Origin of the sequence: Candidatus Proelusimicrobium volucris (assembly GCF_959605025.1) — a bacterium.
Lineage (GTDB): Bacteria > Elusimicrobiota > Elusimicrobia > Elusimicrobiales > Elusimicrobiaceae > Proelusimicrobium > Proelusimicrobium volucris.
Genome location: NZ_CAUHCY010000002.1, coordinates 284,209 through 307,495 on the forward strand (window position 1 = coordinate 284,209; position 23,287 = coordinate 307,495).

Below are 23,287 nucleotides of genomic sequence, written 5' to 3' on the forward strand. Positions count from 1 at the left end.
CCGGGCTATTGACTGAAGGACAAAATTAAAGTCTAATGGGGATAGAATGAAATACGCCGTACTTTCGGATATACACTCCAATTACGAGGCCTTGGACGTCGTGCTCAAGAAGGTGGACGAGATCGGCGTAGACGGCTATGCTTTTTGCGGCGATCTTATCGGATACGGGCCCGACCCGGAAGAATGCTGCCAAAGAATGATGAAACTCAAGAATTTCGTGGGCGTGATGGGCAATCACGATATGAGTTTGTTTCGGGAAGATTTTTTCAACTGGTTCAGCGATTATGCCAAGGAATCGATGCTGTATACCGCAAAGCAATTAAGCAAAAAATCGCAGGATTTTATAAAAAGTTTCGGGCGGGAATACCACGGCAAGGATTTTTGCATGGTGCACGGCTCTTTTTTGGACCCGTTTAGGGATTATCTGCTCAGCGCGGAGCAGTTCGTGCTGAATTTGGACAAGTGGAAAGGGCAGTTGTGTTTTGTGGGGCACAGCCACGTACCGTTCATTATGAGCTATAAGAGCAATCATATGCCGCAGATAGATTTGTTCTTGGGTTCGGACGTTACGATAAAAATGCTCCCCGGTATACGCTATATGATAAACCCCGGCTCCATAGGCCAGCCGCGCGACACTAATGCTAAGGCTTCTTTCGGGATATTGAATACTAAGGAACAAACTTTCCGTCTTATCCGCCTGCCTTACGATATAGAGGCCGTACAGTCTAAGATAGAAAGCCGCGGTCTGCCGACGATACTTTCCACCCGCCTAAAGCAAGGAAAATAAATATCTGTCGGATAAAAAGTTGACAAGGTTGCAATTTTGAACAATATTTGTTAATATATAGGTACGGGCCTGTAGCTCAGCTGGGAGAGCGCCTGCATGGCATGCAGGAGGTCATCGGTTCGATCCCGTTCAGGTCCACCAGATTTGATTAACCGCCGCTTTAAGCGGCGGTTTTTTATTGGGAATTTCCTTTTGGCGGGGCAAAACCGTTTTATATCTGTGCATTTGGGCGGAGGAATAATTTCTTCTCTGTGCGGGTAAAGCGGAGTTTATATGCGTTCGCTTCTTGACAATGCCCGTTTTAAGTGGGAAAATAAACTATATACCAATTTTTGAGGGAGAGAAAATGAAAAAGATTTTAATTGCAATGCTCTTGCTTCCGCTTTTGTTTGCCTGCGGTACCAAGGTTGAGCGTATGGACGTAGACGTAACAAAAGATTTAAGCGGCAAATGGAACGATACTGATTCTCGCTTGGTGGCGGAAACTATGATACAGGAATGCCTTAACGGTGCGTGGTACGCCAAAGCCGTAAAGGAAACGGGCGGAAAAGAACCCGTAGTAATAGTCGGTACAGTCGTCAATGACACTATGGAGCATATCAATACCGGCGCTTTTGTGGAAGAACTGCAAAGAGCTTTAATCAACAGCGGCAAAATAGAATTTGTGGCCAGTTCCTCGGAGCGGGGCGAAATCCGCCAGGAGCGCCTTGAACAGGACGAATATGCCTCCGAAGCCACCAGAAAGGCCTTTGGGCAGGAAGTCGGCGCGGATTATATGTTAAGCGGCGTATTGAGCTCTATCGTAGATCAAGAGGGCCGCAAGTCGGTAGTGTTTTATCAGGTAAATTTAAAGCTAATCAATATAGAAACGAATAAAATACTGTGGAACGGCCAAAAACAAATTAAAAAATATGTAGCGAAGAAATCTCTTAAATTATAAAAGATATGAAAGCCCGGTTTGCCCTTTTAATAATTGCGTTAAGCGTATTAACGGCGTGCGCCGGGCCTTCTTTACGCTATAAAAAAGACGTCTTTTCCAAAATGGACGAGGGCCGTTTTGACAAAGCGCAAACCTTGATAGAAGAAAACAAATCTAAATCTTACGGCGATAAGAACGCTGTTTTGTATTATCTTGATTTAAGCTCCCAACAAATGGCGCGCCGCGACAGCGCGGGCGCGCTTTCTTCTTTATCGGCGGCGGGCGAGATAACGGAATCTTTATACGCCAAGAGTATAAGCGCCTCTTTAGGAACCTTGATGATAAACGATAATACCGTCGCTTATGTTCCCCCGTTGTTTGAACGAGCTATGCTTCATCTTAACAGCGCCGTCAATTATCTTTATGAAGGCGAGGAAAACTCCGCTTTGGTGGAAGCCAACAGAATAGTTTTTATGCTGGACAGAAATCGCGAGGACCACCCCAAGGACCTGTATAATGATGACGCTTTCGCGCAGTATCTCGCCAGTATGATATACGAGGACAACGGAAAGGTTTCCGACGCCAGAATATCGCGCCAAAACGCCAAAAACGCCTATGAAAGGCAAGCGGGTTCATCGGCCAGTATGCCGCAAATTGATTTGCCGTCCGATTATCAAGAAAAGGGCGAGGCGGTAATTCTCCACTATAACGGCAAAGCTCCGATAAAAATATCCAAGAGCGTTATGCTGGCTTGGAACGATATTTGGTTCGCGGTGGAGGACAACAGTGATTTGGCTTCCACCAGCCAAGGTCTTATTAATGCGGTGTATGCCGGTGCTTTCGGGCGGTCGATAACGGTAAGCTTCCCCGAATTTCAGGATATGCCTTACAAAATAAAATATTCGGAAGTGTCGGCAGACGGCGGCACGCCCGTTCGCACACAGCTGGTCAGCGACGTCGCCTGGCAGGCGAAGGCCGACCTTAGCCAAAGTATGAAGGGTATTTATACCCGTACCGTCATAAGAGCGGTAACCAAATATATTTTAAGCGTGCAGGCCCGGCATATAGCGGAGAAAAATTGGGGCGAGGATATGGGCTTTATAGTAGGCTCCATTATGAGCATTCTGTCCAACGCGACGGAAGTAGCCGATACCCGCTCCTGGTTTACGCTGCCCGCCCAGATAAGAATGGCGAATCTGTTTTTGGCGCCCGGCATACATAATATCAAGATTAAATTTATAAGCGCGCAGGGGCATACTATTGACGAATACCTCTTTGAAAATGTACAAATTATAAAAGGGAAGAGAACGTATTTGCACACAAGGACTTCCCGATGAGGAGCTGAAAATGAAGAAAATCCTTTATCTTTTGCTTGCGGTTTTGACTGTCGGCGCGTGTACCGCCAATAGAAATATATTGAATGAAAAAATGTCTAAATATCCTGCCGATAAATACATAACTAAGGTGGCCTTCGGCCAAACCAAGAATGATGCCAAAGACTCGGCGGTGGCGGAACTTGCCAAATTGTTTGACGATTTGCCGCAGGATGAGGCTTCTCAAATACGGCGGGATAATATCATATCCCAGATAAAGGCTGTACAATGGTGGAAGAACAGGGAAAACAAAAGATATTATGCCATAGCCGTCCTGGAAAGAGAACCGGCGTTGGAAACGATAAGACCTTATTACGCTCCGATAGAAGGACAGCTTAACGGAGTGGTATCCAAAATAGCGGGCGAAAGCGATAAATACGTAAAACTTAAACACGCATTTACCATGCCGCCTCTGCTAGACAAAAGGGAAGAGCTTGACCGCGAATACCGCAAGATATCTTTTGACGGATCCGCTTATGACGAAGACGCCCTGTATTCCTATAAAAGCATATACAATAAAACTTTATATGACGTCAAAATAAACGCCGCTCTTTCTGGCTCGGACGATATAACGGTAAAGACGTATATAATAGACGCTTTAAACGAATTGGGTTTTGGCGTCGGCGAAGATTTAAAAACTTACGATATTGAATTGACTATGGATATAAAAATAGACAATTACGAATCCGATACTTTGCAAGGCCTTTATTGGAGTACGGCTACCGCCACGGTGTCTTTAAAAGACGTGGAAACGGGCGGAATATTCGCCACCTTCAGCGAGAGTGAACGTGTAGGGTCGGCGCGCGGCGAGGACGCAAAAAGACGCAGTTTAGTGGCGGCCGGGAAGAAATGCGCGCCCGTAATTAAGGAGAAATTTGTCGAATATATAGAGAAGAAATAGGAGTCTTTGAATGAAAAAATTGTTGCTTTTGCCTGTATTGATGATATGCGCCTGTTTGGCCTTTACTCAGGAGCAAACTGCTCAGGAAAATAATCAAGCCGCAAATAAAACCGCCGACGCTTCTAGCGAGAAAGTACTGTATTCCCTCGGCTATTTGCTGGGCGAGAATTTAAAGAATAATCTTATGCTTAGCAGCGAAGAAGACTTTAAAGCCGTTTCACAGGGAATGAGGGACGCTCTTTTAAACCGCAATTCGCAGACGAATTTGGAAGATTATAAGCCTCTGGTTGAAAAGCGCTACCGCGAAGATACGACCGCGGTTATGAATAAACGCAAATTGGAACAGGACGAGTTTTTAAAAGAAGCCAAAAAAGACAAAAAGAATACGGTCTTGGCCAATGGCGTAGTAATGCGCGTGACAAAAAAGGGTAAAGGCAAAAGCCCTAAGGCTTCAAGCTTGGTGAAAGTTCATTACGAGGGCAAGTTGTTGGACGGGACTGAATTTGACAGCTCTATAAAAAGAGGCAAACCGGCAGAGTTCCCGCTTAACGGCGTTATCGCCTGTTGGACCAGCGCCTTGCAGGAAATGAAAGAAGGCGGCAAGGCCACCTTGTACTGCCCGCCCGATACCGCCTACGGCAATGCTCAGGCCGGCCCGATACAGCCCGGTTCGCTGTTGGTGTTTGATGTCGAATTGTTGGATGTTATGGACAAATGACTTTTAAATCAAAGATATATGTCGCGATAATAGCTTTTTCACTTGCCGTTATAGTAGCGGTGCTTGCCGCACGCCGTATAGAGAGCGTGTGGCTAAAGCCTGCCTACTCGGAGGAAAGCGAAGATATACAGCTGGAAGAAGATTTCTATTATCCGTTTATAAACGAGGCGGAGAAAGCCGCCCAAAGCGATACGCAGGAGCCTCTGCCCGACAGAATGGTAATAGCCTTGGAAGAAGATGAGGCCTATGTCCCGGAAAAACAAATGCAGAAGCCGTTTTTTGGCGGACAGATCGATTTGCCGGCATTGGCAAAGGAGCAGGAAGCATATATAAACGCGCAAAGCGCTTCGCCCAGAGAAATATCGCCGGATCAATTTAAGAATAACGAGGAGTTGGAACTGCGGTTCAATAACGGTTACGAGAACGATCCCGAACTGCAGCGTTTTGTGCGGGATATGCGCAGGGCGATGGGGGAGGATATATCTAATACACAGTTGTCCCCGCAGGAAATGATGGATAAAATATTAAATAATCCACAAATGCGAAAAATTTTGCTTGAATATAGTAAGAACCCTAAAATCATGCAAATAGCGGAAGATTTAATAAAAGACGCCGAGAAAAGGGCTCAAAACGGGAGCAAAGGCGCCGATAATAATTGACAGGAGAACATAAAATGGGTGTATTTATAGCCGTAATAATAATATTGGTTTTAGTTTTGTATTCGATAAAAGATTTGCTGGCGGAAAAAGACATGTCGTCTTGGATAAATACGGCATTGACTTCGCTGGTGCTTTTTACGGTTATATTGTCGATATTTATGATTTTAAATAAAGGCGGTAATACGCCTTCGGCGGCTACTCCCCAGAGCAAACCCGCTGCGGAGCAAGTATCGGAAGAAGAAAAACCGATAGAAGAAAAAAGCGACGAAGAAGTAATGCTGGAAATAGCGGAGGAGTATACTCTTATAGAGGACGATTACAGAAAGCGCAATCCAGAAGCGACGGATTATGAAGAAGTATCCTCCAATTACATCAAACAGAAATACGGCTTTACCGATGACGAGTGGAGCAATTTTATGACTCATGCCAAAGAAAGCGGGCTGTTTGATCAAGCGCGCCAGAAGATAAAAGGCGACAATGATTTGGACTATTTGATAGCGCAATAATTGTTTTTGGAATTTGACAAAAACCCCGATTTTTAAATCGGGGTTTTTTATGCGCTCTCTCGTTTGAAAATGTTTTATGTTTGCTGCTTGTCTTATGTCGCGTAAGGCTAAGGCGATGGGGCATTACCGGCAGCCTCTTACTTAGCGATTGGAGGGCTAAATATTTGGCTCCAATATGTTTGGAGTTATTTCCAATTTAGCTTATGGGCGGAAAGCCCTCTTTTGGCAAAACGGCTTTTAAAATTTTTTTATTATTTCCGCCATTTGCTTAAAAGCGCGGAAGCGGTGGCTGATTTTATTTTTTTCTTCCCTGCTCATTTCCGCCATTGTTTTAAATGCCTCGGCAACAAAGAATAAAGGGTCGTATCCGAAGCCATTGGAACCTTTATAATCTTCTATGATAAAGCCTTCCACTTTGCCTTGCGTAAAAATTATATCCTTGCCTGGTGCGGCCAAAGCCGCTACGGTAGAAAAATGAGCTGCGCGTTCTTTGCCTTTATAAGGCAAAAGCTCCTTTAAGAGTTTTCTGTTATTGGCTTCATAGTCGGCTTTATTGGGATCGGCGTAGCGTGCGCTTAACACGCCCGGTGCGCCGTTCAAAGCGTCCACCATAAGGCCGGTATCGTCGGCTATGCTGATAAGGCCCGTATTCTCAAGCCCGCAGCGCGCTTTAATGGCGGCGTTTTCCTGCAGAGTGAGGCCTGTTTCCTCAGGTTCGGCTATGGCGGGGAAATCCGCGAAAGAAAGGTATTCTATCTTTTCGCCTTTTGCCGTACTTGGGGGCAATATTTCCAAAAGTTCCGCGAGTTTATGGCGGTTATGTGTCGATATAAGTATCTTCATAAAATTATAAAATCCCCGCTTTTTGGCGGGGATTGTTATCAGTTCAAGTCTTCTTTCGCCGTTTTGATTTGCTGCGCTCTTAAAAGCATTTGCTCAAGTTCGTTTTTGGCTTTTTCCACCTGCTCTTTAGGCGCGTTCTTGACGAAGTTCTCGTTGCCCAGCATTCTCTTGCGGTTGTTTATTCCGTTTTCTATTACCGCAAGTTCCTTATCCAGACGGGCTTTTTCCTTATCGAAGTCTATAAGCCCTTCAAGCGGGATGTATACCGTCGCAGTGCCGTAAACGCCGGTGGCGCTCTGTTTGGGTTTGGCGATATCGGAACCCGTTTCAAGGTTTTCAACTTTCGCCATACTGGTTATGTAATTGTGATATTTATCTATTATGGCCAAGTCGTTTTTGTCGGACGTATTCAAAAGCACTTTAATCTTAAGGCCCGGCGGAACGTTAAACTGCGCTCTTATAGTCCTTATCTGCGTTGTTACGCCCTGAATCAGAGCCATCTGCGTTTGAGCCTCTTCGTCCGATAAGGTGGGGTTATAGACGGGATATTCTTCCTCAATTAAAAACTCCTTATGATCTTTTATGTATTTCTTTAAGCTCATCGCTATTTCTTCCGTGATAAACGGCATAAAAGGATGCAAGGCCTTAAGCGTGTTGTAAAGAATATTGATAAGGATAGAGATGACTTCTTTCCTATCCTCCCCGTCGAAGCGTTGTTTTGCGAGTTCTATATACCAATCGCAGAAGTCGCCCCAGAGGAAGTGATATAAAGTATCTGCGGCCGCGGCCATATTGTATTTTTTGATTTCGTCCGAGGCTTGCTTTATCGCGTTATTGTAGCGCGATATTATCCACCTGTCGCATAGCTCTTTGGGTTTGGCAGGCAGTTCAAGCGGGCCTTCTATGCCTTCGCTGTTCATCTGTATGAAACGGGAAGCGTTATAAATTTTATTGCAGAAGTTTCTGGCACCGATAATGCTTTCCTCGCCATAGGGGATATCTTTGCCCAGCACCGATTGGGACAAAAGCGAAAATCTTACCGCGTCGGCGCCGTATTTTTGCGTAAGGTCCAGCGGATCGACCACATTGCCCAGGGATTTGGACATTTTTTTGCCCGTTTTATCTCTGACTATACCGTTTAATAAAACGTCTTTGAAAGGTACTTCGCCCTGAAACTCAAGGCCCATCATTATCATTCTGGCCACCCAAAGGTAAATGATTTCGTAGCCCGTAACCAATATGCTGGTAGGGTAGTAATATTTAAGCTCTTTGGTCTGTTCCGGCCAGCCGAAAACCGACATCGGCCACAAAGCGGAGGAAAACCAAGTATCCAAAACGTCGGGGTCTTGAATGGTGTCATGGCCGTGGCAGTGTGGACATTCGGGCTTTTCGAAGGAAACTATCGGCTTTGCGCCGTCTTCAAAAGAAACTTTGGAAAGCTGCTCTTTGCCTTGTTTGTCCGTGGTGAAAGTAAGGCCCTTTTCGCTGCAATGTCGGCAGTACCACACGGGTATTCTGTGTCCCCACCAAATTTGCCTGGATATACACCAATCTTGTATATTCTTAAGCCAATTTGTCAAGGGGCCTTTCCAGTTGGCGGGGTGGAATTTTACTTTGTCTTCCTCTATCGCTTTTAAGGCGTTTTTGGCCAGTTCGTCCATTTTGACGAACCACTGTTCGCTTAAATAAGGCTCTATGGCGCTGTGGCAGCGGTAGCAGGTACTGACGGCGTTATTGTATTTTTCTTCTTTGATTAAAAGGCCCGCCGCTTCCAAATCTTTGACGGTTTCTTTGCGGCAGAGGTCTCTATCCATACCGAGGTATTTTTCGGGCAGGTTTATCATCTTGCCTTTATCGTTAATTACGATAAAAGTTTCCAAATTGTGTCTTTGTCCGACTTCATAGTCCACCGGGTCATGCGCGGGCGTTATTTTTAGGGCACCGGTGCCGAATTCCATTTCCACCGCTTCGTCGGCTATTACCGGGATTAAGCGGTCTATTAAAGGTATGCGCACTTTTTTGCCGATAATATTTTTGTATCTTTCGTCTTTGGGGTTTACCGCTATCGCAGAATCGGCGAAAATGGTTTCGGGCCTGGTGGTGGCTATGACTACGCCGTCGGAGCCGTCCTCCATTTTATAGCGCAAGTGCCAAAGTTTGCCGGCATGCTGTTCGTGTTCCACTTCTATGTCGGAAAGCGCGGTAGAGCATCTTACGCACCAGTTTATCATGCGCTTGCCGCGGTAAATGTATTTTTTGTTCCAAAGATTGCTGAAGCTTGCGTATACGGATTTGGCTCTGGCCTCGTCCATGGTGAAGCGGATATTGCTTTGATCCAGCGCCCAGCCCATTTTCTCAAATTGATTGTATATTGCGTTGCCGCATTCTTTATACCAATCCCATACGGTTTGAACGAATTTTTCTCTGCCCAGATCGTGACGGGAAAGCTTCTGCTCTTTTGAAAGTTTCTTTTCTATTACGTTTTGCGTCGCTATGCCGCCATGGTCGGTGCCGGGCACCCAGTTGGCGCATTCGCCGTTCATTCTGTGGAAGCGTATTAAAGTATCCTGCAAAGTATTGTTAAGCCCATGGCCCATATGTAAGGCGCCGGTTATGTTTGGCGGCGGGATTACTATTACGTATGGTTTTTTTGTTTCGTCTATTTCGGCTTTAAAAACCTGTTTATCTTTCCATAATTGGGATATTCTTTCTTCTACTTCTTTAGGGTCATAAGCTTTAGGCAACATAATAATTCCTCTTTTTTTAATTTGCGTAATGTGACTCTACGCCTTTATTATTATATTTTACAATTTTAAGAGTTATAAAAGTATTTGCGGTTGCTTTTGCGATAATCTTACGTTTGTGCTTGGCAATTTATGCTTTTTTTGCAAAAATATAAAGTATGGAAAACAAAAACAAGAAATATGAAGATTTGGAAGTTATAGAGCCAGAAGTATTTGACGAGCAGGGCCGCAAAATATCGTCCCCTGGGGAGCCTCGCGCGGAAAGCGTAAAAAGAGATTTTGATCCTTTGCGCAGAGGCCTAATGGGGGTGTTGGGCGCGGCCGCAGCGCTGCTTAGCGGTTTTATGACTTTGTGTGTTTTTCTGGCAGTTTTTGTCGTTATGGCGATACCGATGCTGATACTAAGCCTGTTTGGGCGCAAACCGAATATAAAAATCTTTAAGTACAAAATGTAAATACATAGGGGCTTCTTACAATAGAAACAGCAGATAAATGGCGAAATGTTTAATATGTTCCAGCGAGAATGTTAAGATAAAACCCGCGAAATTGGCCCCTTTTCTGGCGTACAGGATGTATTCCTCTAGGCTGGAGAGCACCTCCCTTATATATTGTAAAGAATGCGGGTTCTCTTTTTTTGAATTAAGGCCTGGTGCCGAGGAGTTTCGCAAGCTTTACAAGGGTTATAGAGACGAAGCCTATCAAAAAGAACGGCAAAAATATGAACCGTGGTACAGCCGGGAAATCAATTCTTTGCTGGCCGATTACTATGAAGAAGCAGAAAGCAGAAGAAACAATTTGCTGAATTTTTTGAATAAACATATCCAAACCGACACGATAAAAAACATTTTGGATTTTGGCGGTGACAAAGGCCAATATATCCCGAATATTTGCAGTTGCCGCGATAAATATGTCTACGATATTTCCGGCGTAGAAGCGAAAAATGGTGTCATTTCCCTAAATAAATTGGAAGATGTTTTTGGACTCTCTTTCGATTTAATAATGTGCTGCCATACCTTGGAACATATAAGTTATCCTTCGGAAGCAATAAAAATGATAAAAAAGATAGGAAACAAGAACAGCTATTTTTATTTTGAATTGCCCTTTGATTCGCCTTTTTACTGCGGGATAAAGGAAAAGCTTCAATTTGTTTTCAATAGATATTTCAAATTTAAGGATCTGATAGTCAAGGGAGTAGAGATATTAAAAGATCGTAGTTTTCAGATGCATGAACATATTAATTATTTTACGCCTAAATCGTTGAGGATATTGCTAAAGAAACAAGGTTTTGATATAGTGGCCGAAGAAATCGTGTGGGTAGATTCCAAATGGCGTAAACAGAAAGTGATGTGTATTTTGGCGAAGCTTGGCAAACAAGCATGAAAGGCCGTTGATCGGTACGATTGATGTGATTGTTCTTTCCCAATTTGCTATAATATAAATACGCAGTAATTTTGGAGAGGTGTCCGAGCGGTTGAAGGAGCAGTCCTGGAAAGACTGTATACCCCAAAAGGGTATCGAGGGTTCGAATCCCTCCCTCTCCGTATTTTAGTTTTGAATTATTAGCATAAATCCCCGTTAGGATTAACTCCCGACGGGGATTTTCTTTTACTCAACTTACAGCAGCCTCTTGTGCGCCATTTTTTGTGTTTTTTTCGCTTTTTTATATTTTTATGCTGTCTTTCCGTCGGGGAAGTTGTTTAACGGCAGAATTCTTCCTCTTGTTCGCGCCAGTTGGACGTATGGATAGATAACAACCTTTTAAGAGTACAATCAGCCGGCTGGGTGCCATTGAAGATGGCCCGTACGATTTTTGGCGATAAAAAACTCAGTTCAAGGATTCGCCGTACATATTGCTCAGTCTTTTGTTCCTGTTGGGCTATTTCTTTTAGCATTTTACCCTCTAATATATCTTGATGCCACTTATATGCTTGTGCCAAAATATGAATCAGATTAGTATCTTTACGAGGGTTAGGTTTAATCTTTTGCCCTACCAATACTTTGGCTCCGTTGTCTATAATGCCGATATGATAGTCTTCCGTATAGGGATATTCTCGTTCGGATTGCTGCAGGTTCATATCTCTGTTTTCATAGAGGGCATTTAACAGTTCCGTTACTTGTTCTTCATATATAGTGATTTTGATGTGTTTGAGAGATATATCCACCCGCTTGATAAGGGCTTGTTCTGTGTTGCGGGTGATTGTGTAGGAAGTAAGTTTATTTATAATTCCCTTCTGTTTCGCAATATCAAAACCTTTAATATATGGATATATTTTGGCCTTATCCCGTATAAACTGGGCGAACCAGTTATCTATAAATTCTTCCAGTTTGGGTAAGGATATCTTACTTATTTGCCCTATTTTACTAGGATCCTTCTTAATAACTGCTTGGCTGACATAATAGCGGTATTTCTTCCCCTGGCTCCCCGTACTCCAACTGGGGCTCATTACGTTGCCTTTATCATCGTATAACTTCCCCGCCAAAAGGCTTTTACTGGGGTTATAATGCTGCCGGTTGATACGGTTACTGCTCTTAACCGCTTGGGCTTGGTCAAATAGTCCTATTGGAATTATGCCTTGATGTTCCCCCAGATACCAAGTACCTTTATGCCCGACAAAGCCGATATAGGCTTTATTACGCAAGATACAGTTTAAGTTCCCAACAGATATAGGGTGGCCTTGTTTATTTAACCACTCTTTTACAAGTGTGGTACTTTTGAGTTCAATATACTTTTTGAATATACTATTAACAAGTTTTACTTTTTCTTCATCCGGATATATCTTTTTATCTTTGCGGTAATACCCAAGTGGCGGTTTGCCGCCCATCCACATACCTTTTTTCTTGCTAGCGGCGATTTTATCCCTTATACGCTCCCCGGTTACTTCCCGCTCAAATTGGGCAAATGATAATAACATATTGAGTGTTAACCGCCCCATACTGGTGGTGGTATTAAAATGCTGCGTGATAGATACAAAAGACGCGTTATGCTTATCTAATACCTCTACAATTTTGCTAAAGTCCATTAAACTGCGGGTTAATCGGTCTATTTTATACACCACAATTATATCTATAAGCCCAGCCTTGATATCCGATAATAATTGCTGCAAAGCTGGTCTGTTTAATGTCCCGCCAGAGTATCTGCCATCATCATACTTTGTGGATAAAAGATGCCAATTCTCGTGCTTTTGGCTTTTTATATAGGCTTCACACGCTTCCCGCTGGGCCTGCAAACTGTTAAATTCAAGTTCTAGACCGTCCTCACTGGACTTACGTGTATAGATGGCACACCGTATTTTACTTTTCATCTTTCACCCCAAAAAATACTTTGCCGTTCCAGCTTTTACCTGTAATGGTTTTGGCAATACCCGATAGGCTTTTGTATTGTTTGTCGTTGTATAAATAGCCATTAGAGATAACTTCTACTGTATGGACAACTCCCTTATAAGAACGCGTGATTTTAGATCCGGCTTCCAAGATAACAGTGTGTTTATTGACCGACACAGAAGCCTGTTTAACCTCATTAAAAAAGCCAAGGAAAGAAATTTTCTCACGCTTGGCTTGTTCATACCAAATTAGATATTTAATGATTATGCTGCGACGAATTGGCGGTATCGGCCGGTTGATTACTTCGGTCCATTTGGCACGCAACTGCTGAACAGTACAATGTGTATAGTCAGTCATATCCCCTCCTATACACATTACGGCTTACTATGGCCTAGAAGTCAAGTACAACAACATAAAAGGAATATAAGTTCGATTCCTGTTGGGCGCACTTTTCAAAATATACCCGTTCTCCGTCGAGAGCGGGTTTTTTCTTATACTCCCTCGTCGACACTTTTTGAGCAAAATGAGCAAGATTACGCAAATCTTGTATATTCTTAGTGGACCCTCTATGGTGTACAGTAAGTGCTAGTTTCCTTTGTGTTTCTCGTCGACAAAATCTAAATTATATACACTTTTTCCGCAAACTATATCCGCACAACCTAAATTTCCGAAAATTTTTGTCATACTATAATTATTATCTCTCATCGAAGAAGTATAAAAACTACTAAAAAAATTCTTGAAAACTATGAATATACTGGTCACAATTTGGACACTATAACTGCGTGGTTTTTTCAGTTACTGGTTTGCCATTTCTTGTGCTTTTATTGTGCCCTGTGCGCTTTTTGGGCACAGTAAATAAGCTATATGGTTAATGGACAGAGTTTGGAACTAAAAAACCGCCCCAATTGCTAGGAGCGGCTATCTAACGGTTAAGATGATATCTGAAGTTATTCCTCGTTATCTTGTTCTTCTTCCGCCTCGCTATCGTCATCCGCTTTGACATTTATGCTAAATTCTTCTTGGTTAACTTGATATTGCTCTGATAATGCTTTTAAGAAACGCATAATATCCTGCGAGGAGAGGTTGGTTTCGATAAACACCCCATCAATAGGATTAGAAGCTGTAATGAGTGAGTGTGGCTCTCGTGAAATGCTTGGCCTACGTTGTTTAGTGATAGACGATGTGGGCCTAAAATTAAATTTGAAGTCAGCTAGTTTTTGTAAAACATCAGGATTCTCACGATTTAAAAGAGAAATCATCTTTATAAGCATAGTAATAAATCTGTCTTCTCCATACACATTGGTATTGGTACACAAAGTGGGACAGTGAATTAGGGTAAAAGTATAATAGGTTGTATAGGAGAACCTGAAAAATGGTTATGAAATGAAAACAGTACACAAAAGAGTTTAAGCGACAGATATTGGAGTTAAAAGAGCAGGGCAAAACCGCGAAAGAAATCAGCAGCGAATATGGCATCGAGGTTTACCAAAATGCTTAACTCATCATCAGGAATTTTCTCTTATTTACTGTCCCACTTTGTGTACCAATACCATTTTGTATTCCTTGAGTACCTAGTACGCTTCCGGATGACGGATGTCCACTTGTGCCATTGTTTCCGGACTGAGCTACACATACCACAACTATAACAGCAACTACTGCCAATACCAATAATACTGCCATTTTATTTCCTCCTGTTTTTATTAATTATTTAAAAATCCTATATGTTTCGACGAACTATTCCCCTCTTTAAAGGATTCATAATTTTCTTCCATCTCAGGGGTAATACTCGGTTTTGTGTTTTTGATAACGTCCTCCAATAAATCCATTGTAATTCTCTTTAATTTTTTAGAGATTACAGTACGAGAAGCCTCATCAACGAGGAATTTGATATCGGCTGATACATAATGTTCGGTTAGTTGGGCCAATTTATCGTAATCCATCCCCAAATCGATAGGACGATTGCCCAAATAAAGGCGAAACATCTCTTTACGGGCTTCAAAATCGGGCGGGGGTACATAGATGTGCTTTTCTAGCCTTCCGGCCCTTAAAACAGCCTTATCGATTAAATCCGGCTTATTTGTAGAGCCAATCACAAATACCCCTTTATCACCAATATTATCTAATTGCGATAAAAACTCATTAACTTCTCCTCTCTGGTGCTGTTGGAAATCGTTGTCTCTGTTAGGAACCATGGCATCCAATTCATCAAAGAATAAAATAGCGGGAGCTTTTTCCCGAGCTTCTTTAAATAATTGGCCTATTTTCTGTTGTGTGCCATGCACATAAATGCTTGCCAGGTCTGAGGCGAGTATCTTTATGAAATTATAACCTGCCTCTTCCGCAAAGCGTTCAGCAAAGAAAGTTTTTCCACAACCTGGGGGGCCATATAAAATCATCCCATTTGGTAGCCCAAGATGGTGTTTTTTATATTCTTCCGGATTTTTTAAGATATCAAGTACATCTCTCTGTACTAGTTGCTTAAGAGATTTCATCCCAGCAATCGCCGCAAACCCCTTTTTACCACTTGCCAATTTAGACGGAGAAGTGTCTTTTTGCGGAGGTTGAGTGAAGCTGGGTTCTCCAACTACCGTCTTCCCTTTTTCTAGATCATTCAAGAATTCACTAGCAGAATTAAAATATTGACTAGAATCGGTAGATAAACCTCTCTTAACGAGAGTTTTGATTCCTTTCTCATAATCTGCAAGTAGAGTTTCAATATCACTCATGTCTAATTTGTTATTTTTACGATGTCCAAGAATTGAGTCTAAATCTTGACTGGAACAATTATCCATGTTCCAAGGTAACACTCCAAATATTGTTTGATAAAGGACAACTCCTGCCCCAAATAAATCCGTATGTTTGGAAATAATACGAGCTTGGAGCGTTTCGAACGGTAGATAACGAAAATCTGACGAGAGAATCTTTGAAGGTGAATCTTGTAAAAATAATCGAGCTGCCGAGAAATCGATCAGTTTTGCGTGAAATTCATCGTTTTCCTGATTTATAATTATCGAGGAATCCGAAATATTATTATAAATAATAGGCTGAGATAAAGTATGTAAATAATTAAGTGCGCCCAATATATCTCTTAAAATTGACTTAATATCATAAAAAGTTGATATGGTAGAAGTATCGAGTTGTTTATGTAAGGAAGTTCCTATTGGGAATTCAGTGACTAGATAAAGGAACTTATTCCCCTGATAAACAAATTTCCCATCGGCAATATAAGATAGGAGGCATGGATGGCTAATTTGTCGCATCAAATAAATTTCCAAAGGAATACCTTTGTATAAGCGATCCGGATCTAATTTGCTAACATCAAATATTTTCAAGAGACAAGTCTTTCCCTCAGGAGTAATAGCGCGATATCTCTCGCATCCACAATTCGTTCCGAGGAAAAATGCAATTTTATATTGGCTATCTAACACAAAGCCTGTTGCTAGCATACCTTCTTTATCTTTCACTTTGTATTCCCCTTAAAATGGCCTTTACATAATAACACTATAAATACAACAGCCATGACAATATCCACAAACATCCATAGTTCTCGCCCTAAATCTACCTTTAGAAAAGGCTGAAATAATAGAGCCGAAAATATATAAAACCATGAAATTTGAGTTTTTGTAAATGAAGAAACGGCCAAAATTACAAAGCCAGTAGCAACCCATAGCCTGATCAATTGAAAAACTCCGTATGGCCAAGGTAATAATGCCAATAAGAAGGTTATTAACAGAGCAATTGCTATTTTCTTTTGCATATATTATCTCAATAAATTGGGACGTTCCTTTTGCGGCATTAAACTACCGATTTCAAAGCATAAGGATCGTAAAGATTCGGCATTCCCTTGAGAAATTGCCAATAGCCCTTTATTTATTAATTCTCGAGCTTTTGTCGGGTTCGTCCAATGGATTTTATTAAAGTCTCTATCCCAAGATTGTATGATATCTGTGAATGCCTCGCCTCCGGCTACTGCCATGGCTAGTCCTACCTGCATTGTAATGATTTCATCCTTTACCCGTTTAACAGCAGTCCGATCCTTTTTCTCCAAGGCTTTTTCTAGTTTCTGTTTAAGCTCGTCTTTCATCATTACTAGACGCTCTGTCGCTAGGTTATTCTTTTCAGCGACAGCCGGATGTTTCTGTATAACACCTATAATTTCTTCCAAATCGAAGAAGGCTTCTTTGGCACTTTTTTCAAGTTGTGGCCACTCGGATTCAGCCTGTTTTTGCTGTATATTCTGTAACTCTTTACGCCAGTCGTTTTGTATTCTCAAGCGAGTATCTGCGCTTGTGCCATTATTATTTAATTCCTGCCCAAGTTGATCTAATTTGGAAACTTGATCCGTTAGCTCTAATGATTCGGCTTTACCGCGAGCCTCATCCAAATCATGTTTGAGAGCTTCAATAGAAAGAGGCTCTAAAGGTCTGATCTGAATATCCTTTTCCATGCTAAAGTTAATTCCTGGGAAACCGATAATAACCTTCATCAAACTGGATTCATTAACTTTAATAGTTAAATCTACTGGACTGTTTTCCGGTAAATTTTCGGGCAAATCCGTCCCTGTTATCTTTAAGTCAAAGATATGATTATTTAATCTAGCATCGCTTCCCATAGCGTTATAGTCCCCTTGGTAGATGGGGATAAGTAAAGAATCATCAGAAGCGGCTTTTATTGCTTTCCCCGTCTTCAAATCAGAGGACATCCCAGTGGCTGGATAAGGCGTATTTTTGCTTAATCCACTAATTGGGAAAAAACCTTCTTTATCTTCATCAGCGAAGTATTTTATGATGCCGATATGATATGGGAGTACTTGCATGGAATCCAACCCAGCCATGCCGTGCAAAATTGTGAAAGAGTGCGGCTCACAATCTATACGGTTCATGTTTGCATCGTATACGGTTATATTGAACACGTTGGCTTTTTTGGGCTCTAAACTTACCTCTTGGAGTTTCGTTTTTTCAGATAAAGGGAACCGATTGCTACTCCATGCTCCATCTCCGCGTGTTATTTCGGCTGTCAAATCTGATAGATTATTGGCTTTCCCTGGAATAATTTTTAACGTCACGAGTTCCGTATCCTCTACAGAAGTGCCTTCATATTTGACATCCAATTGTAATTTATCTTGACTGCGGGTTTCCTCTTTTAAGTTTTCCTCTACATCTATAGCAGAAGCAAATATAGCTGCCCCTTTTGCCACAACTGTCATGGGATCTACAGAGGTGTCGACATTGTCGGTTACTTGTTCTCGTAACATCTTTCTTAAAATTGGGGAGAAAGTCGGACCGCCCACTAATATCAACTTATTCAAATCTTTTCCTACTAAGTTGTTACGTTTGAGCAGGCCTAAAGTTAAGTCTATTGCTTTTTGGAAAAGCGGTTTGAGAGAATCTTCTAACTAAGGCGCAGTAATTTTCAAATCTATCATTGGCTCTTCTCCGTTTTCATCCTCAAACTGTAAATCTCCCAAATCCGTTACCAACGAATATTCATCCTTAAAAGAGAGTTGATTTTTGGTTTCTTCGGCGTATCTCTTTAAAACTTTGCATAATAATTCCCTTTTTTGAGGGTCGTTTAAAACGAATTGGATGCTATAATGTTCATTGAGATACGGGAGCAAAAAGTCTTCAATAATTTTTTCGTCTAAATTCTTTCCACCAAGCCAGTTGTCTCCTTCTGTGTCTTTAACTACAAGAATTCCATCTTCGGCTTTTATAAGGGCCGCATCAAAAGTTCCACCACCGAAGTCGAAAACGAGCCAATATCCTTCCTGGGCATTTCCTTCTAGTCCGTATGCGGTTGCGGCGGCGACAGGTTCTTGTAACAAGCGTATTTGCTTAAATCCGGCTAATTTTGCCGCCTGCATTGTATCTTCACATTGTTGGTTTGAGAATTTAGCAGGGATCGTAATAACAACAGAAGACACATCTTCGTCAAGCACTAATGTTTTAAGTTTCTTTAAGACTTCCGCGGAAAGTTCTTTGCTTGATAGCTCTTTTCCCAAATGAGAACTCTTATAGGAAACCGAGGTCCCCATGGTGCGTTTAAATTCTCTAAAAGTATTGGGAGCTTCTTTCTTAAATGCACGTAAGGCATGAGCCGCTTCTGTATACCCTGCATTGACTGCAGTTTGCCCGACCAAAACTGCTCCTAAACGGTTAAAGGAAACGCAAGATGGAGTAATATCCTTTTGGTCATCAGCTTTAAAAATTTTAGGGGTTCCGTTTTCCATGCGTGAAATAGCGGAGTTGGTTGTACCTAAATCTATACCATAATCGATTTTGTTTCTCATTTTACTCTCCAATACTTACTTCTACTTGTGCAGATTGAATCATTTTCCCCTGGTAATTGACCTGGGGTTTAATAATTTTAGAAATTACCTCTTCTCCATGAGCAAGGGTATCTGTCGGAAAAGAGGAAACTACCGTCAATTTCATGCCTGAATTAAATTTTTTCCCGAGCAATTCCGGTATTTCATATCCTTGGGAGTTTAGTTTATCTTTTAATGTTTCAATGGACCGCTTTAATTGTTTGAATCCTTTAACGCTGGAGTCCATATGCGACACATTTCTTTCCATCAATGTGATTTCATCAGCCACCTTTAGTGCTAAGGAAAAATCATCAGGTTGGGTGTTGGAAGGGGTTTTAGCATTGTTATCCAAGAGCTGGTGACAGAGGCTAATCTGTTCCTGGAAGAAAAGATTTATATCGTCTTTATTCTTCTGTATTTGCATCTTTAGTTGTTGTATGATAACATTGAGCTTTTTATTTTTCAAAAGAGCGAGAATAACAGTTCCCACCAAGCCCAATAGTAACGCCCAAACAAAGAATGCATATTTTTTCCCAGTATTCCTCAATGATTCCACCTTGTTTTCTTGTTGGGTTATCTTTTTTGTTGTCTCAGTGTGGTTTTGTTCTATTTCCACCGTCGTTGCAGACATTTTTTGAGAAAGTTCTGCAACTTCTTGTTGCTGTTTCTTGGTGTTTTTTTGAGCATCTATTCCCTGCCGTGTAAGAACAGCTCGTAAATTTTCAACATTATTTTTAACAGATTCGATTTCCTGTTCGTTTTTCTGTTGTTTCTTCTGTTGCGATTCGAGCAGTTCCTGCATCTGTTTCACTTGCTGTTTCAATAAAGTGATTTCTTCTCGCGGATCAATTTTCTTAGCATGCAAGCAAGGGACAGCTAAAAGCAAAATCAAGACTAGTTCTATACGTTTCATTAATATCTCCTTCTGCCGTAGTTATAGCTATTTCCGCCGTATGTATAGTAAGAATGAATATAATAATCCGCTTCATAATATCCGTTCTTAAATGTCATCGAACTGGCATAAGAATCTCCGCCTTCTGTAACTGCAACAACCCGATATGTGCCATTAGGTAAATTTATCGTAGAGCGGGTACCTTTTTTAATCTGCATTTGTTTTGTTGAAGGCCCTTTGAAATATACAGTTAATGCACCAGACGTATCATTTCTAATAGCAAACGATGATCCGAAGCCTTTGTACGAGGTGTACGTCGGAGAAGGGAGACTTCCCTTTGAACGAGAATAATATTTATCTATTTTATTTTCTAATTCCTTTTGTAGAGCCTGTTTTACATGCGCCCCTTTCGGATACAGTTGCATATATTTTTGGTAATCTTTTGAAGAATTTCCTTTTTGGGCAGTTTCCCATGCGGCTTTTTCTGTTCCCCATTTTTGATTTTCTAAAGCTTCTTTCGCTTCCGTGGAAAATGTCCCATTAGGATATTTATCCAAATAATCGGAATAGCGTTTTTCTCGCTTTAAGCTTTCCCATAGTTCTTTTTCTTCTGCGGCCCGTTTCTTCTTTTCTTCTTCTCTTTTAATAAACTCAATTTGCGTCCTTGCGGCATCTCTGTACTGTTGCGTACGTGCCGCACCTATGAAGTTTTCGTAAGCGTCTAATGTATTTTGTTTCTTAACAATTTCATAATCCGCCTTATCTCTTTCGACGTTGACCATATGAGAATGTATTCCACAAGCACCAAGCCCAAGAAGGACGGCGATTATACCCAAAATAATCCAAGTACGGATAATACGATTTCTTTCTCTCTTTTTTAAGATCGCTAAAAGAGGAGAGTTATCCGGCAAATTCTCCATTAATTTGGATTCAAGCCCTCTGAGAAAATCAGAGGCGAAATCCCGAAGAGCCTTAAGCAAAGCATCCCATACTTCTAACTGTTTACTGCCCTTGGCTTTTGAAATAGTTCGAATCATTTTATCGGACATTTCTTGTTTAAGTTGAGGAAGAAATAAATCAACATGTCCGAGATGTTGGCTGATATATCCTAATAAAGCCAGTAAACGTTCTATAGAATTTTCCGGCAGATCTTCATAAGACGCTAAACAGTGCTGTTTCCAGTCTTCGTTGTCTAGATATCTGCGCCAATACGAAGTGTCAACATACTGACTAAGTTTTTCAAAGAGTTTATCTGCTTCATCGATAGCTTCCTTGTTACGACTGGCCGCCAGTTGATCTAATGCACTCGTTGATACGAATTTCTCCAACATTTGCCTTAGTTTCCAGCTATTGACCTCAACTCTCTGACCGAAAAGCAAGCCGGAAAGAATTTTGTTTCTCTGTTCGATTTCTCTACAAATTTTCCAGGCTTCTCGAAGAGCATGTAGCGCGAGCATGCCTTCTTTGTATTCGTATTCTTGTATGCTTTTATAATTAGTGTCAATCCTCTCTCCGATAGATTTACTGAAGTAAAAGTCTTTAGCTAAATCTAAAATATCAAGCGCGAGTAAATGAAAGTCCTTCGGAGCTTTTTTTGTTGTTTTCTTCTTTACAATAATAATTAAAATATGCAATTGCCGCTTGCAAGAGATCTTTAGCTACTTGATCTGATAGTTGATTATATTGATCGGAAGAAAGTATTTTCTTTGTCTTCTTTAATTCTTTTTTCACAGAAGAACTGACTTTTTCGGCGGCTTCCGGAACTTCATACATTTTGCTTGCTTTTGTGTCTTCAATGCTTTTAGCGATAGAGCGGATTCTGTCTTGTACAGAATAGAAATATTTATCTAAAAATGGAGTTCGAGCCACAAATTCTTGCTTAAAGATATCGCTCATAGAGGACATATCTTCAAGGTCCAGGATAGTGTTAAGGAAAAGTAATTCTACCTGCTCCTGTTCTATTTGGTAGGTTTTATCCGTTACATGTGAAACGAATTCGTTCCAACAAGGGCTATCCAACATTATCAAACGAGCTTTAATAGCTTCTATAATGTGAGAATTAGAGGTTTCGGGATTAATAATAGCAAAGATAAATTTTAGTACGCTCCAATTGTGAAAAGCGGATATGTTTTTGCTTGTTACTTCTTTGAATTCTCCATTTGAAGAGTTTATTACAAGTTTATTCCATACTTCGAGAGCTTCTTCAGGATTGTTATCTCGGAGAAGTTCTAATGCGGCCTCATCAGCGATCGCATTATGGTTCCAAAACCAAAAAAGAGCATGGGCTAGACGAGATTCATCGGTGCTAATGGAGTGAACCGCGTTTTCTATATCATCAGATTTTCGCTGTAAATCGTCTAGGGCCTGAAACGAATTATCAATGGGGGTTTCTCCAGCTAATAGATATTTTTTTAACCGAGAGCTTTGGCGCGTAATATATCGAACAGATGCTTCACAAGTAACACCTAAAAGACGGTAAGGATTGTGCAAGACTTCTTGTTTGATGTTTTTTAATATTTCCACTTCTTTTTTCATGTAACTAACTCTAAAATTTGTTTAAAACTTGGGCTTTTTCCACCTAATCATAGATCAGTTAGGTATATACGGTTATACTAGCATATTTTGTCATACAAAAAACTTGACTTCTACCCTCTATAAGAGCGTATATGTAGTACGGGCAAAAATAGAGCCCATTTTAAGGAGAGAAATCATGAAGAAAAAGACTGTAAAAAACTGTACCAAAAAACCCACCCCAAAGTCGGTTACTTGTGCCGCAAGAGTAACGCCCATTAAGGCTACCCTGGAGAGCGTAATTGCTAATCCTACCATACTTAAAAAACCCAAGGACCCTAGACTTCCGGCAGTTGGAACCACTTTTATTAAAAAGTTTAAGGGAAGAGACCTGCTGATTGAAGTAAAAGAAGATGGCTTGTACTGGGAAGGGAAGTGCTATAAATCCCTTTCCGGTTTAGCCATGGCCATTACGGAGTACCCGATATCGGGATATGTATTTTTCCACAAGGAGATATTGGAATGGCAAACAAAATAGAAAAAGATGCACTTCGGGCAACAGTAGGTATGCTCCGGATTAATTATCCCAAAGGGACTAGGGTGGAGTTGATAAAAATGGACGATGTGCAAGCACCGCCCATAGGGACACAGGGGACCGTACAACTTGTGGACGATATTGGAACCATAATGGTGGACTGGGATAACGGAAGTAAATTGGGAGTGGTACTAGGGGAGGATACATGCCGGAAGATAATGCTCATGTACGGTAAGGAAGCAAGCAACCGAAAACAAGAGATAGACCGCCA

Annotated in this window: 22 protein-coding genes, 2 tRNA genes and 1 pseudogene; 13 read left to right on the forward strand and 12 right to left on the reverse strand. The window is 41.4% G+C overall.

The window, feature by feature from the left end; genetic code table 11:
• Positions 1-46: 46 nt before the first annotated feature.
• The 8 genes from ACQY3M_RS03410 to ACQY3M_RS03445 all read left to right on the forward strand — a co-directional run bounded on the left by ACQY3M_RS03410 (position 47) and on the right by ACQY3M_RS03445 (position 5,863).
• The gene (locus ACQY3M_RS03410) at positions 47-787 is read left to right on the forward strand and encodes a metallophosphoesterase family protein (protein ID WP_428066065.1); all 741 of its coding nucleotides are present in this window, start codon (positions 47-49) and stop codon (positions 785-787) included.
• A gap of 65 nt (positions 788-852) precedes the next feature.
• Positions 853-928, forward strand: a tRNA-Ala gene (locus ACQY3M_RS03415).
• Between the two features lie 205 nt (positions 929-1,133).
• Positions 1,134-1,727, forward strand: coding sequence for a penicillin-binding protein activator LpoB (lpoB, locus tag ACQY3M_RS03420; RefSeq protein ID WP_428066066.1), 594 nt, complete (start codon positions 1,134-1,136; stop codon positions 1,725-1,727).
• 5 nt (positions 1,728-1,732) lie between these two features.
• Complete coding sequence (locus ACQY3M_RS03425) at positions 1,733-3,043, forward strand: hypothetical protein (protein ID WP_428066067.1); 1,311 nt, start codon at positions 1,733-1,735, stop codon at positions 3,041-3,043.
• A gap of 10 nt (positions 3,044-3,053) precedes the next feature.
• The gene (locus tag ACQY3M_RS03430; protein WP_428066068.1) at positions 3,054-3,980 is read left to right on the forward strand and encodes a hypothetical protein; all 927 of its coding nucleotides are present in this window, start codon (positions 3,054-3,056) and stop codon (positions 3,978-3,980) included.
• Positions 3,981-3,990: 10 nt separating this feature from the next.
• Positions 3,991-4,698, forward strand: a complete 708-nt coding sequence (locus ACQY3M_RS03435; RefSeq protein WP_428066069.1) for an FKBP-type peptidyl-prolyl cis-trans isomerase — start codon at positions 3,991-3,993, stop codon at positions 4,696-4,698.
• The gene (locus tag ACQY3M_RS03440; RefSeq protein ID WP_428066070.1) at positions 4,695-5,357 is read left to right on the forward strand and encodes a hypothetical protein; all 663 of its coding nucleotides are present in this window, start codon (positions 4,695-4,697) and stop codon (positions 5,355-5,357) included. Before ACQY3M_RS03435 ends, ACQY3M_RS03440 begins: the two co-directional genes overlap by 4 nt.
• Positions 5,358-5,371: 14 nt before the next feature.
• Positions 5,372-5,863, forward strand: coding sequence for a hypothetical protein (locus tag ACQY3M_RS03445; RefSeq protein WP_428066071.1), 492 nt, complete (start codon positions 5,372-5,374; stop codon positions 5,861-5,863).
• 237 nt (positions 5,864-6,100) lie between these two features.
• Here ACQY3M_RS03445 and rdgB read toward each other — a convergent pair whose 3' ends face one another.
• Positions 6,101-6,706 (reverse strand): RdgB/HAM1 family non-canonical purine NTP pyrophosphatase, encoded by a 606-nt coding sequence (gene rdgB / locus ACQY3M_RS03450; RefSeq protein WP_428066072.1) that lies wholly within the window; start codon positions 6,704-6,706, stop codon positions 6,101-6,103.
• Between the two features lie 38 nt (positions 6,707-6,744).
• Complete coding sequence (locus ACQY3M_RS03455) at positions 6,745-9,453, reverse strand: valine--tRNA ligase (protein ID WP_428066073.1); 2,709 nt, start codon at positions 9,451-9,453, stop codon at positions 6,745-6,747.
• 155 nt (positions 9,454-9,608) lie between these two features.
• Here ACQY3M_RS03455 and ACQY3M_RS03460 point away from each other — a divergent pair, with 155 nt between their 5' ends.
• From ACQY3M_RS03460 to ACQY3M_RS03470, 3 genes are all read left to right on the forward strand, one after another.
• Positions 9,609-9,905: a hypothetical protein gene (locus ACQY3M_RS03460; protein WP_428066074.1), complete on the forward strand. Its 297-nt coding sequence runs from the start codon at positions 9,609-9,611 to the stop codon at positions 9,903-9,905.
• Between the two features lie 37 nt (positions 9,906-9,942).
• On the forward strand, positions 9,943-10,830 hold the full coding sequence (locus tag ACQY3M_RS03465) for a class I SAM-dependent methyltransferase (RefSeq protein WP_428066075.1): 888 nt from the start codon (positions 9,943-9,945) through the stop codon (positions 10,828-10,830).
• Positions 10,831-10,903: 73 nt separating this feature from the next.
• Positions 10,904-10,991: transfer RNA gene (locus ACQY3M_RS03470), tRNA-Ser, on the forward strand.
• 156 nt (positions 10,992-11,147) lie between these two features.
• Here ACQY3M_RS03470 and ACQY3M_RS03475 read toward each other — a convergent pair.
• From ACQY3M_RS03475 to ACQY3M_RS03520, 10 genes and pseudogenes are all read right to left on the reverse strand, one after another.
• A complete protein-coding gene (locus ACQY3M_RS03475; RefSeq protein WP_428066076.1) occupies positions 11,148-12,752 on the reverse strand; it encodes a recombinase family protein in 1,605 nt (534 codons plus the stop codon).
• The gene (locus tag ACQY3M_RS03480) at positions 12,742-13,128 is read right to left on the reverse strand and encodes a DUF2924 domain-containing protein (protein WP_428066077.1); all 387 of its coding nucleotides are present in this window, start codon (positions 13,126-13,128) and stop codon (positions 12,742-12,744) included. The genes ACQY3M_RS03475 and ACQY3M_RS03480 overlap by 11 nt, the downstream gene beginning before the upstream one ends.
• A 590-nt stretch (positions 13,129-13,718) precedes the next feature.
• Complete coding sequence (locus ACQY3M_RS03485) at positions 13,719-14,042, reverse strand: hypothetical protein (protein WP_428066078.1); 324 nt, start codon at positions 14,040-14,042, stop codon at positions 13,719-13,721.
• A gap of 223 nt (positions 14,043-14,265) precedes the next feature.
• Positions 14,266-14,451: a hypothetical protein gene (locus ACQY3M_RS03490; RefSeq protein ID WP_428066079.1), complete on the reverse strand. Its 186-nt coding sequence runs from the start codon at positions 14,449-14,451 to the stop codon at positions 14,266-14,268.
• A gap of 20 nt (positions 14,452-14,471) precedes the next feature.
• Complete coding sequence (locus ACQY3M_RS03495) at positions 14,472-16,235, reverse strand: AAA family ATPase (protein ID WP_428066080.1); 1,764 nt, start codon at positions 16,233-16,235, stop codon at positions 14,472-14,474.
• The gene (locus ACQY3M_RS03500; protein WP_428066081.1) at positions 16,232-16,528 is read right to left on the reverse strand and encodes a DUF6804 family protein; all 297 of its coding nucleotides are present in this window, start codon (positions 16,526-16,528) and stop codon (positions 16,232-16,234) included. The genes ACQY3M_RS03495 and ACQY3M_RS03500 overlap by 4 nt, the downstream gene beginning before the upstream one ends.
• A gap of 3 nt (positions 16,529-16,531) precedes the next feature.
• Positions 16,532-19,060: pseudogene (locus ACQY3M_RS03505) on the reverse strand (Hsp70 family protein).
• Position 19,061: 1 nt separating this feature from the next.
• Entirely contained in the window at positions 19,062-19,991 is a 930-nt protein-coding gene (locus ACQY3M_RS03510; protein ID WP_428066082.1) for a hypothetical protein, read from the reverse strand.
• Entirely contained in the window at positions 19,991-21,604 is a 1,614-nt protein-coding gene (locus ACQY3M_RS03515) for a hypothetical protein (protein ID WP_428066083.1), read from the reverse strand. Before ACQY3M_RS03515 ends, ACQY3M_RS03510 begins: the two co-directional genes overlap by 1 nt.
• The gene (locus ACQY3M_RS03520; protein ID WP_428066084.1) at positions 21,528-22,505 is read right to left on the reverse strand and encodes a hypothetical protein; all 978 of its coding nucleotides are present in this window, start codon (positions 22,503-22,505) and stop codon (positions 21,528-21,530) included. The genes ACQY3M_RS03515 and ACQY3M_RS03520 overlap by 77 nt, the downstream gene beginning before the upstream one ends.
• Before the next feature lie 175 nt (positions 22,506-22,680).
• On the opposite strand from ACQY3M_RS03520, the gene ACQY3M_RS03525 reads away from it, so the two are divergent.
• Positions 22,681-23,019: a DUF2924 domain-containing protein gene (locus ACQY3M_RS03525; RefSeq protein WP_428066085.1), complete on the forward strand. Its 339-nt coding sequence runs from the start codon at positions 22,681-22,683 to the stop codon at positions 23,017-23,019.
• Positions 23,004-23,287, forward strand: a 284-nt coding sequence (locus ACQY3M_RS03530; RefSeq protein WP_428066086.1) for a DUF4314 domain-containing protein, incomplete at its 3' end; no start/stop codon positions are given. The genes ACQY3M_RS03525 and ACQY3M_RS03530, both read left to right, overlap by 16 nt.